This window comes from Alienimonas chondri (assembly GCF_013036045.1).
Lineage (GTDB): Bacteria > Planctomycetota > Planctomycetia > Planctomycetales > Planctomycetaceae > Alienimonas > Alienimonas chondri.
Window position 1 is genome coordinate 1 of sequence record NZ_WTPX01000161.1, and the last position, 10,301, is coordinate 10,301.

Genomic DNA, 10,301 nt, shown 5'->3' on the forward strand with positions numbered 1-10,301 from the left:
GGGGTGGGGGGGCTGACAACGTTCAGCGACGCTTGGCTGTCCGCCCGCTCCAGTCGCTTCGATCTTCTGCTCGAAAGCCTGTGAGGGTTCCCCACCCTCACCCCCGGCCCCTCTCCCTGAGGGAGAGGGGAGCACAAGGGGTCGGTTCGCTCAGCGGCGGTCGGCCGGGGTGATCTGACCGCTCATCATCAGCTTCAACTTGCCCGTCACCTTGGCGCCGGGCGGCAGGTTCAAGCGCACCATCAGCAGACCGGACTCGTCGGCGGTGCGTTCGACCTCGCCTTTGCTGCCGACGGGGAACACCTTCGGCAATTCCTTCTTGCCGCGGTCCCGGGCGCCGCGGCCCTGGGCCGCGGTGGGGTCGACGTACGCCCCGATCAGCGCCCCCAGCGGGTGGTCCGGCATCAACCCGGCGGCGGCGTCGCCGTGCGGCAGGCCGTCGACGGTCGCGGCGCCGCGCATCTCGATCCGATAGCTGCCCGTAGCCGCCAAGCGGAAGGCCGCCCCTTTCCGAACCTGCGCGACGGGCACCCAGTCGGTCGGCGCCTCGATCGACAGGGCCGTCTCGCCGGCACTCAGCACGTCGTCCTGCAACGCATCCATTTTCTCCTTTAGGCCGGGGGCGTCCGGCAGCACTTTGCGAACGCCTTCGAGCAGCGCGATCGCCGCCGCGGGGTCGCCGGCCTTCTCGTACTCGGTGGCCAGATCGACCGCCCCGCGGACGTATTCCGCCTGAAGCTTCTCCGCCTGCACGTTCAGGGCTGCCGTGCCTTGGGCGAACGCCGACGGCAGCGAAGGCACGAAGACCAGGGCGGCGGCGAGAACCGCGATGCGGGGGGGCGTCAGGCGGGCGGCGGGCATCGAATCGAAATCTGAAGGGGATGGTGCGAACGCCACGAGCCTATCCGGTCCCCCTGCCCGCCCGCGACCTTTCCCCGCATCAGAGCCCGCGCCGCACGGCGAAGCGGATCGACGGCGATACGATGGCGCCATGCTCGATCTCACCTCTTCCCTCGTCGCATCCCAGTCCGCCGCGACGCCGTCGGACTGGTCGCTGGAAGACCTCGCCGGATTGATCGACCACGCCCTGCTCGCGCCGACGCTGACCGACGACGACTACGACCGCGGTTGCGATCTCGCCGCCGCCTACGGCGTCGCGAGCGTCTGCGTCTCTCCGCACAAAATTGCCGACGTCGCCCGCCGCCTCGCCGGGACCGGGGTGAAGACGGGCACGGTGATCGGCTTCCCCCATGGGTTGAACGCCGCCGCGATCAAAGCCGCAGAGGCCCGCACGGCGCTGGCGGACGGCGCCGTCGAACTGGACATGGTCGTCAACGTCTCCCGCGTGCTCAGCGGGGATTGGGACGACGTCGGCCGCGACATCGCCGGCGTGACGTCCGCGGCCCGCGAGGTCGGGGCGAAGACCAAAGTGATCTTTGAAACGGGCCATTTGAACGACGCTCAGAAGGCAAAGCTGTGCGAACTCTGCGGGGTCGCCGGCGCCGACTGGGTGAAGACCAGCACCGGCTTCGGTCCCGGCGGAGCGACGGATCACGACCTCAAACTCATGCTCGCCCACGCCCCGCCCGGCGTGGAGGTGAAGGCCAGCGGCGGCATCAAAACGCTGGACCGACTGCTCGAAGTGCGGGCGCTGGGCGTCACCCGCGTCGGCATGAGCGGCACCGCGGCGATTCTCGGGGAAGCCAGCGACCGCCTCGGCTTGCCCCGGCGATGGGCGGAGCAATCGGACGACAGTTCCTACTAACCCGACGCGTCAGCGAGGGAATCGGCCATCGGCCGGCACCATACGGTCCCGTCCCTCGCTGACGCGTCGGGTTGCTATGTTTTCGATATGGAACACCCCGTCACCCCGGACGGCCGCTACTTCGTCGTCCGCGGTCGGCTGTGGCGACGTTCCGATCCGTCGCTGTCTGAGGAGCGGCGCCAAGCATTGGTGAACGAACTGATGGCCGCCCGCCGGGCCGTGGGCGTTGCGAAACGGGCCGAGGATGCGGACACGCTGAAAGCCGCCCGCGCCGCGGTGAACGAGGCGAAGACGAACCTCGGCGAACGCGGCCCGGTCTGGTGGACCGACGGCGCCCCCGACCTCAACCGGCACATGGCGAAGAACACGCCCTATGCGGAGTGGTTCGCTGCCTTGGAGGAATCGTGAGCCGGGGGGTTCATCCCCCCGGACCGGTGAGTGGAGCGAACCGCCGTCTGCGCTCCGGTCCGGGGGGACAAGCCCCCCGGCTCGCTTACGATGCCCCGATGTCCCCACCCGACTCCCTCGCCGCCGCCCGTGCCCGCATCGCCCCGGCGTACGACGCGGGACTGTTCCGCGACTCCGGCCATGCGGTCAGCGATGCCCTGGCCGATCACCTCGCCGAGAGCCTGTCCGGCGAGGGACCGGTCCTCAACTGGAACGCCCCGGCTGACAACATCGCCGCCGCGACCGCGGCATTGCGGGGCGAACCGGTCGGATCGAACGACGAAGTCGCCGATCGGGTACGGGGGTTGGTCGGCGAGATCCTGAAGCGGGGCCAGAACCTGCATTCGCCGCGGTATATTGGTCATCAGGTGCCCGCGAGCGTGCCGATCGCGGGGCTGTTCGACGCCGTCGGCAGCGTGACGAACCAGCCGATGGCGATCTATGAAATGGGCCCGTTCGCCAGCGCCGCGGAGGAGGCCTGCGTCGCGGCGCTCGGGGAGAAGCTCGGCTTTGACGCGGGATCGTTCGCCGGGTTCGTGACTCACGGCGGGAGCCTCGCCAACACGACTTGCCTGCTGACCGCTCGCAACGTGCTCTTCAAGAAATGCTGGGAAGAGGGCGTGCCGCGGTCGGGGCCGCAACCGGTCCTCGTCGCCCACGGGGAGAGCCACTATTGCATCGCGCGGTCCGCGGGGCTGCTGGGACTGGGTACGCGGAACGTCATCAAAGCCGAGTTGAACGACCGCCGGCAGATCGATCCGTCAGCCTTGGATGAAACGCTAACCCGCCTGCGGGCGGAGGGCGTGCCGATCGTCGCGGTCGCCGCCGGAGCCTGCGCCACGCCGATCGGGGCGTTCGACGATCTGAACGCCGTCGCGGACGTCTGCGAGAAGCATGGCGTGTGGATGCACGTCGACGCCGCCCACGGCGGCGCTGCGGCGTTCTCCCCGACGCATAAACATTTATTAGACGGCGTCGAGCGGGCGGACAGCGTCATCTGGGACGCCCATAAGATGCTGTTCGTCCCGGCGCTGTGCGCGTTCGTGTTCTATAAAAACCGCGAGCATCGGTTTGAGGCGTTTCGGCAGGACGCCCCCTATTTATTCGACCCGTCGGACCCCGGACTCGCGGAGCACGACAGCGGCATGAAAACGCTCGAATGCACCAAACGAGCCGCGGCGCTGGGCCTGTGGGGCACATGGGCGACCTTCGGCGAGCAGCTGTTCACGGATCTCGTCGACGTCACGTTCGCTCTCACCCGGTCGCTGTATGAGAAGCTGAACGCCGCGGCGGACTTCGAGCCGCTCAACGATCCGCAGTGCAACATCGTCGCGTTCCGGTACGTCCCTGCCTGCTTGAGAGATGCGAACGACGCGACGCTCGGCCGGTTCCAGCAGGATTTGCGGCGGGATCTCGTGCGGAGCGGTCGATTCTATATCGTCCCCACCGCCAAAGACGGCGTCCCGGCGCTGCGGTGCACGGTGATGAACCCGCTCACGACGGAGGCTCACTTGGACGAACTCTTGAACGAACTACGGACCCGCGGCCGAGCCTTATCGGAGCGCCGCTAATGTGGGCCTGGAACGTCATTGAGCCGTTCGCGGTTCTGTTGGGCGTCATCGTCGGCGGCATGGCGCTGATCACGGCGATCTGGCTGTTCTTCGACTACAGCGTCCCGCGTCGCACGGTCGACCGGCTGCTCGGTCGCCGCAACGTGCGGAGCGTGCTCGGGCGCCGGGCGCGGGGGATGCGGGTCGTTTCCAAGGAGTTCCCCGCCTGGCGATTCGTCGATCTGCACCGGGCCGCGGCGACGCTCGCGGGGCCGGACGCCGTGGCGATCGACCGGGCGGAATCCTGCGATCTGATCGACCTGCTGGCCGGCAAGCAGCGCGCAACGCAGATCCCCGCCCCGCGGTCCGAGCAGGACGTCGGCCCGGACCAGGTCGAATGGCTCGCGGCGGATCATGTCTGGGTGCGGACGAACGAGTCCTCCCCGGCCGCCTGGCGGGTGCGGTCGGTCGGCGAAACGACCGCGGAGGTCGCCGCCCCAACGTTCGAAGCGGCTCAGGCGCTGATGGCCGAGTGGGAAGCCGTCGCGAAGCGGGACAGCGTCTATCGGAACGCCCTGATGGAGGTCCGGTTCGATCCGATCGAGACCGACGACGGGGGCTTCCGCTATCGCACCGGTCCCAGCGTGCCGGAGCCGCGGTTTCGGTTCCGATCGCGAGAGGCGATGGCGCCGGAGGACATCGTGCTCGATCCGGCGACGCTGCCGGTGTTGAAGCGGAACCTCATCGATCGCCGGGAGCGGCATGACGACCTGCGACGGCTGGGATTGCCGCTGTCGCACGGGCTGCTGTTCCACGGCCCGCCGGGCACCGGGAAGACGTATACCTGCCGCTATTTGGTCGGCGCCCTGACGGGGGTCACGGCGCTGATCGTCGCCGGACGCAGTTTGCAGCACGTCAAAAGCGTCTGCGGCATCGCCCGCCTGCTCTCCCCGAGTTTGGTGATTCTGGAAGACGTGGATCTGGCCTTCGCGGAGCGCGAGTTGAACCCGGACGCCGCCGCGTTGGGCGATCTGATGGACGAGATGGACGGCTTCCGGCCGGAGGATGCGGTCTCGTTCATCCTCACCACGAACGCGATCGACCGCGTCGAACGAGCCGTGAAAGATCGCCCCGGGCGAATCGGACAGTGCGTGTACTTCGGCCCGCCCGACAGCCAGTTGCGGGAGCAATACCTCCGCCGCTACCTCCGCCGATTCGATGCGACCGCGCTCGATGTGCCGCAGTTGGCCGAGGACAGCCGCGGGGCGTCGCAGGCGTTTCTGAAGGAGTGGATCGCCCGCGCGGCGTTGTTCGCTTTGGAAGATGAGAGCCGCCGGCCGGTCGAGCCGTTGCCGCTGACGATGCGCGACTTCGACGAGGCCCGCGCCGAGTTGACCCGCAGCGGCGAACGCAGCGGGGCGATCGTGGGCTTCGGCAGCCTGAGCGAGGGCTGAACCGAGACGAGGGCTGAACCGAGGCGAGGGCGGAACCGGGCCGCGTGCCCTCGCGGGCGGATCGGGTTAGCTTCCCGCCCCGTCCGTCCTCCACAGGCTCGTCCCGATGAAGCTCGCCACCCTGTCCACCGAGAGCGGCCCGCGTGCGGTCGCCGTCGCCGATGACGGACGGTTCGTTGATCTGAACGCCGTCGACGAGAGCCTGCCGACCTCCGTGCGGGCGCTGCTGGCCTTGGACGACGGCCTGAGTCGGGCCGCGGCGGCCCTGGCGACCGGCGTCGCCGGCAGGCGGTTCGTCGCGGGGACGGTCCTCGCCCCGATCCCCGATCCCGGCAAGGTCCTCTGCATCGGGTTGAACTACCGGGACCACGCGGAGGAGACCAACAGCCCGATCCCCTCCGAGCCGGTGGTCTTCGGCAAGTTCGGCAACACGATCCGCGGCCCCGAAGCGACCGTCACGCTGCCGAAGGTCTCCGAGCAGGTCGACTTCGAAGCGGAACTGGTCGTCGTCATCGGTCGAACAGGGAAGCACGTCAGCGAGGCCGACGCAATGAGCCACGTCGCCGGCTACATGAACGGCAACGACGTCAGCGCCCGCGACTGGCAGAAGGGACGGCCGGGCGGGCAGTGGTTGCTGGGCAAGACGCCGGACGGCTTCGCCCCGACCGGGCCGTACCTGGTGACCGCGGGCGGGGTCGAGGACGGCGGAGCCGGCGACCCGCACGACTGGCCGGTCAAGCTGACCTTGAACGGCGCCGTGATGCAGGACGGCTGCACCGCGGACTTCCTGTTCAATCTGCCCCAGATCATCGCGCACCTGACGAAGATCATGACGCTGGAACCGGGCGATCTGATCTTCACCGGCACCCCGGCGGGCGTCGGCGCCGCCCGCAAACCGCCGGTGTGGATCACGGACGGGGCGACGACCGAAGTCACGATCGGCCCGCTGGGCACGCTACGGACCCGCTTCGTCGCGGAGAAATGAGGCTTGGAGAGATGGCAGCCCCCTTCTCCCCTCTCCCTCAGGGAGAGGGGCCGGGGGTGAGGGTGGGGAACCTTCACCCGGTATTGTTCTGGGGACAATCGGGGAGTCGGCGGACGCGACCAGCGATCGGGCGCTTCAAGCCCCCTCACCCCCAGCCCCTCTCCCCCAAAAAAGGGGCGAGGGGGGCAATGGATCGCCGCGGACCCGGCGTTGTCGGATCGGCGGGCGGTCCGCTAACACCCGGGTTCCGCTTCTCCTCGGGACTCCCCATGCGCGCCTCCCTCGCCGCGACGCTGCTCGCCGCCGCACTGCCGTGCGTTTCCCCCGCGACCTCGTCCGCCCAGGACTTCCGGGTGTTCACCACGGTCTCGGATATCTCCGGGGCGCGGCCGATCGAGGTGTCGCGGAGCCTCACGCTGTTCCACGCCGGGCAGGCGTGGGATCACGCGGTGGAATCCGGCCAGGTGGTGCGGTTCGACCCGGCGGATGCGGAGTTCGTCATCCTCGATACCCGCCGCGACCTCGCCTGCACGGTGAAGCTGGAGGAACTGGCCCGCTTGCTGGAGGTCGGCCGGAAGGAGACGGAGAAGGCGATCGCGGAGCTGGGGCCGGAGTCGCCGGCGCTCGCGGAGAGTCTCACGTTCCAGCTCACCCCGCGGTACGAGATGACGGACGAGACCGAAGCGAACCGCACGACGTTCGTCGGCGGGCCGCTGACGTATCGCTTCACCCATGCGACCCCGGGCCGGCCGTCGATCTCCTCCAGTTATTGGGACTTCCGCGACTGGACGGCGAAGCTGAACTGGACGCTCGGCCCCGGCAAGCTGTTCCCCTACGTCTATCCCCCGCTGCACGACGAACTGCGGGAGCGGGGCGTGGTGCCGCAGCGGATCGAACGCACGCTCGCCGACGACCCGGTGCGACCGGCCCGGCGACACGCGGCGGAGCACAGCTTTCAAGAAAAACTCGACCCGCGTGATCGCGAGTTGATCTCCGAATGGCGGGCGCGGCTGGCCTCGCCGAAGACGCGCATGGTCACCTTCCGCGAGTACCAGCGGCAGACGCTCGGCGGCGCGTTGCAGCCGACCCGCTGAGCCACGATCACCGTCGCCGCGAAGCCTGCCGGCCAACGATGGGGATTCCACCCGCGTGAGGCTCGCCGAAAGCCGTGTTAGGATGAGCGACCGGGGACAGTCCCGGTTCGTTCGCCGTGATTCGATCCCGCCTGCCGCGTGTCTCCACTTCTGTATCTCGCCGGCGTGGTGGCGGTGGGCGTCGCCGCCCAATGGGTCGCCTGGCGCATGCGGCTGCCGGCGATCCTGCTGCTGCTGGCCGCCGGGTTCCTGTTCGGCCGCGTGCCGGTCGGCGATCCGGTGGAGGGCGTGACCGAAGGCGCCGCCGAGGCCGTCGCCGCCGGCGATCAGGAGTTGGTCAACGGCGAACTTCCCGAGAACGAACGGGGCGAGACCGGCCTCATCGAGGAGCCGGCCCCCGGCGAGGCTGACCCCGGGGACGCCGGTCAAGTCGAGGAGACCGACTCTGAGGACAGCCCCCTGCAGGGCCCCGGCGGCGGCGCCGTCATCCCGGAACGTCTGCTGACGCCCGCCGTCGCGCTGGCCGTCGCGGTGATTCTGTTCGAGGGGGGATTGAGCCTGAAATTCCGCGAACTGCGGGAGATCGGCTCCGCGGCCCTCGGCCTCTGCACCGCGGGGGCGGCGATCACCGGCGTGCTGGCCGCGGTCGCGGCGAAGTTCCTGGTGTTCGACACCTGGGAGCTGGCGATATTAGCAGGCTCGATCTTCACCGTGACCGGGCCGACGGTCATCGTTCCGCTGCTCCGTCAGATCCGCCCGAACGGTCGCGTCGGGGCGGTGGCGAAGTGGGAAGGCATCGTGATCGACCCGGTCGGCGCCGTGCTGGCCGTGTTGGCGTTCGAGGCGGTGGTGCTGGGCCACGGCAGCGCCACGGTCGTCATTCCGCTGACGATCGCGAAGGTCATCCTGATCGGCGGGGTGCTCGGCTGCGGGCTGGCCTGGGCGCTGTCGATTCTGTTCCAACGTCACTGGGTGCCGGACTACCTGCAAAACCCCGTCGCGCTGGGCGCCGTGCTGCTGGGGTTCGCGGCCTCCAACGTGCTGCAAAGCGAAAGCGGCCTGGTCACCGTCACGGTGATGGGCGTCTGGATGGCGAACCAGGAGCGATTCAGCATCGAACCGCTGGTGGAGTTCAAGGAGAATCTCGGCGTCCTGCTGATCAGCGTGCTGTTCGTGGTGCTGGCGGGGCAGTTGGAACCGCAGAGCATTCTCGATCTCGGCTGGGGGGCGGCGGCGTTCATCGCCTTCCTGGTGCTGATCGTGCGACCGGCGGCGGTGTTCCTCGGCACGCTGTTCACCCCGCTGACGTTGCAGGAGAAGTCGTTCCTGTCCTGGCTCGCCCCCCGCGGAATCGTGGCGGCGGCCGTGGCGAGCGTGTTCGCCCTCGAACTCCGGCACGACGCGGAGGAAGCCCTGCATTCCACGGACACGGCCCCCGCGGAGCTTGTCCGCTGGGAAGGGCTGCTGGAGGACAGCGAACGGCTCGTTCCGCTGACGTTCCTCGTCATCAGCGCCTCCGTCGCGCTGTACGGCCTCACCGCGGCTCCGGTCGCCCGTCGGCTGGGTCTGGCCGTGGCGAACCCGCAGGGCGTGCTGTTCCTCGGCGGCTCCCCGGTGGTCCGGGCGATCGCGGTCGCCCTGCAGGAGAAGGGATTCGTGGTCCGACTGATCGATTCGAACCGCCGCAACGTCTCCGTCGCCCGGTTGGAGGGACTGGACATGATCCACGGCAACGTGCTGTCGGAGAAGATCACGAATCGCGTCGAACCCGCCGGTCTCGGCCGCGTGCTGGCGATGACGCCGAACGACGAGGTGAACAGCCTCGCAGCCCAGAACTTCGCCCACCTGTTCGGCCGCAGCGGGTGCTACCAGCTCGCCCCCCAGCCCTCGAACGGCGCCAAGGACGGCGGCAGCGGCGCCGAACGTCCGCACGGTCGTCCGCTGTTCCGTGAGGGCGTGACCTACAAAACGCTTGAAGACCTCTTCGACCGCGGCGCCACGGTCAAAGAAACCCGCATCACGGAGGCCTTCGACTACCCCGCGTTTCTGCGGATGAACGGGGCGGAGGCGGTGGTGTTGTTCCGCCTCACCGGCCCGCCCGACGACCGGCGCCTGCGCGTCAACGTGGCGGAACTGAAGCTCGAACCGGCGGCGGGCGACACGTTGCTCTCGCTGGTTCCGCCGGACGTCGCCGAAGATCCGAAGCCGAAGGCGATGTCCGCCGGCACCGGACTCGCCGGCGAACTGGACGACGACGACAGCCGGATGGATCTCAAGCCGCCGCAGTTGGGCGGGTGAACCGTCGGGCTTCCCGCCTCCCACGGCTCGCCGCGTTCGGTTTATGACAACGGTGCCTGCGGAATGGACGACGGTCCGGCCGCACCGTAGAGTGCCGATGTTGAGATTCCGTCTCACCCCTCCCGCCCGCGACGCTGCATGCCGCTCGCTCCCGCCTCGTCACACGACGATCCCTGTCCCACCGCGGCCGCGTTGGCCGCGGGGACGTTGATTCCCCTGGACCTGCTGCGAACCGGGGAATCCGGCACCGTGGCGGAGATCCTCGGCGATCCGCCTTCCGTGCATCGGTTGGAGGAGTTGGGCCTGCGAATCGGGGCCGCCGTTCGCGTGCTGCGGGAAGGTCCGCCGTCGCTGTTGGCGCTGGGCACGCAGCGGTTCTGCTTTCGGCCGGACAGCGGCACGACGGTGCTGGTGGCGACGGCGCCGGCGTGAACGACTCCGCCCCGCTGACTCTCGCCGAGCTTCCCTCCGGTCGTCCCGCCCGCATCGTGGACGTGACCGGCGACGATTCCCTCGCCGCCCGCCTGATGGAGATGGGACTGATCCCCGGCGAGGAAATCGTGTTCCACCGGGCGGCCCCCCTGGGCGATCCGTTGGAGTTCTCCGTCTGCGGATATCGGATCTCCCTGCGAAAAACCGAAGCGGCCCGCGTGATCGTCGAACCAAGCTGAATTACCAAGCTGAATTGAACGTGTCGACGTCCCCCCC

At 69.0% G+C, this 10,301-nt stretch carries 10 protein-coding genes; 9 read left to right on the forward strand and 1 reads right to left on the reverse strand.

What is annotated here, in order from left to right; genetic code table 11:
• Nucleotides 1–150 precede the first annotated feature (150 nt).
• Nucleotides 151–861, reverse strand: coding sequence for a hypothetical protein (locus LzC2_RS17980; RefSeq protein ID WP_171189414.1), 711 nt, complete (start codon nucleotides 859–861; stop codon nucleotides 151–153).
• Between the two features lie 130 nt (nucleotides 862–991).
• Between LzC2_RS17980 and deoC the strand changes: the two genes are divergently transcribed.
• From deoC to LzC2_RS18025, 9 genes are all read left to right on the forward strand, one after another.
• Nucleotides 992–1,765: a deoxyribose-phosphate aldolase gene (gene deoC / locus LzC2_RS17985; RefSeq protein ID WP_171189415.1), complete on the forward strand. Its 774-nt coding sequence runs from the start codon at nucleotides 992–994 to the stop codon at nucleotides 1,763–1,765.
• An 87-nt stretch (nucleotides 1,766–1,852) separates the two neighbouring features.
• On the forward strand, nucleotides 1,853–2,173 hold the full coding sequence (locus LzC2_RS17990; protein ID WP_171189416.1) for a hypothetical protein: 321 nt from the start codon (nucleotides 1,853–1,855) through the stop codon (nucleotides 2,171–2,173).
• 98 nt (nucleotides 2,174–2,271) lie between these two features.
• Nucleotides 2,272–3,783 carry a pyridoxal phosphate-dependent decarboxylase family protein gene (locus LzC2_RS17995; RefSeq protein ID WP_171189417.1) on the forward strand — a complete coding sequence of 504 codons (1,512 nt, stop codon included), beginning with the start codon at nucleotides 2,272–2,274 and terminating at the stop codon, nucleotides 3,781–3,783.
• Entirely contained in the window at nucleotides 3,783–5,216 is a 1,434-nt protein-coding gene (locus tag LzC2_RS18000) for an AAA family ATPase (RefSeq protein ID WP_171189418.1), read from the forward strand. Before LzC2_RS17995 ends, LzC2_RS18000 begins: the two co-directional genes overlap by 1 nt.
• A 106-nt stretch (nucleotides 5,217–5,322) precedes the next feature.
• A complete protein-coding gene (locus LzC2_RS18005) occupies nucleotides 5,323–6,201 on the forward strand; it encodes a fumarylacetoacetate hydrolase family protein (RefSeq protein WP_171189419.1) in 879 nt (292 codons plus the stop codon).
• Nucleotides 6,202–6,470: 269 nt separating this feature from the next.
• Nucleotides 6,471–7,295, forward strand: coding sequence for a hypothetical protein (locus tag LzC2_RS18010; RefSeq protein ID WP_171189420.1), 825 nt, complete (start codon nucleotides 6,471–6,473; stop codon nucleotides 7,293–7,295).
• 138 nt (nucleotides 7,296–7,433) lie between these two features.
• Nucleotides 7,434–9,593, forward strand: coding sequence for a cation:proton antiporter (locus tag LzC2_RS18015; RefSeq protein WP_171189421.1), 2,160 nt, complete (start codon nucleotides 7,434–7,436; stop codon nucleotides 9,591–9,593).
• Nucleotides 9,594–9,731: 138 nt separating this feature from the next.
• Nucleotides 9,732–10,025 carry a FeoA family protein gene (locus LzC2_RS18020; RefSeq protein ID WP_171189422.1) on the forward strand — a complete coding sequence of 98 codons (294 nt, stop codon included), beginning with the start codon at nucleotides 9,732–9,734 and terminating at the stop codon, nucleotides 10,023–10,025.
• Nucleotides 10,022–10,264, forward strand: coding sequence for a FeoA family protein (locus LzC2_RS18025; RefSeq protein WP_315854737.1), 243 nt, complete (start codon nucleotides 10,022–10,024; stop codon nucleotides 10,262–10,264). Before LzC2_RS18020 ends, LzC2_RS18025 begins: the two co-directional genes overlap by 4 nt.
• Nucleotides 10,265–10,301 lie beyond the last annotated feature (37 nt).

What these genes read in the sequence shown, in the direction of transcription:
- LzC2_RS17980 (WP_171189414.1), bottom strand. Translation starts at nt 861, where the DNA reads ATGCCCGCCGCCCGCCTGACGCCCCCCCGCATCGCGGTTCTCGCCGCC.
- deoC (WP_171189415.1), top strand. Translation starts at nt 992, where the DNA reads ATGCTCGATCTCACCTCTTCCCTCGTCGCATCCCAGTCCGCCGCGACG.
- LzC2_RS17990 (WP_171189416.1), top strand. Translation starts at nt 1,853, where the DNA reads ATGGAACACCCCGTCACCCCGGACGGCCGCTACTTCGTCGTCCGCGGT.
- LzC2_RS17995 (WP_171189417.1), top strand. Translation starts at nt 2,272, where the DNA reads ATGTCCCCACCCGACTCCCTCGCCGCCGCCCGTGCCCGCATCGCCCCG.
- LzC2_RS18000 (WP_171189418.1), top strand. Translation starts at nt 3,783, where the DNA reads ATGTGGGCCTGGAACGTCATTGAGCCGTTCGCGGTTCTGTTGGGCGTC.
- LzC2_RS18005 (WP_171189419.1), top strand. Translation starts at nt 5,323, where the DNA reads ATGAAGCTCGCCACCCTGTCCACCGAGAGCGGCCCGCGTGCGGTCGCC.
- LzC2_RS18010 (WP_171189420.1), top strand. Translation starts at nt 6,471, where the DNA reads ATGCGCGCCTCCCTCGCCGCGACGCTGCTCGCCGCCGCACTGCCGTGC.
- LzC2_RS18020 (WP_171189422.1), top strand. Translation starts at nt 9,732, where the DNA reads ATGCCGCTCGCTCCCGCCTCGTCACACGACGATCCCTGTCCCACCGCG.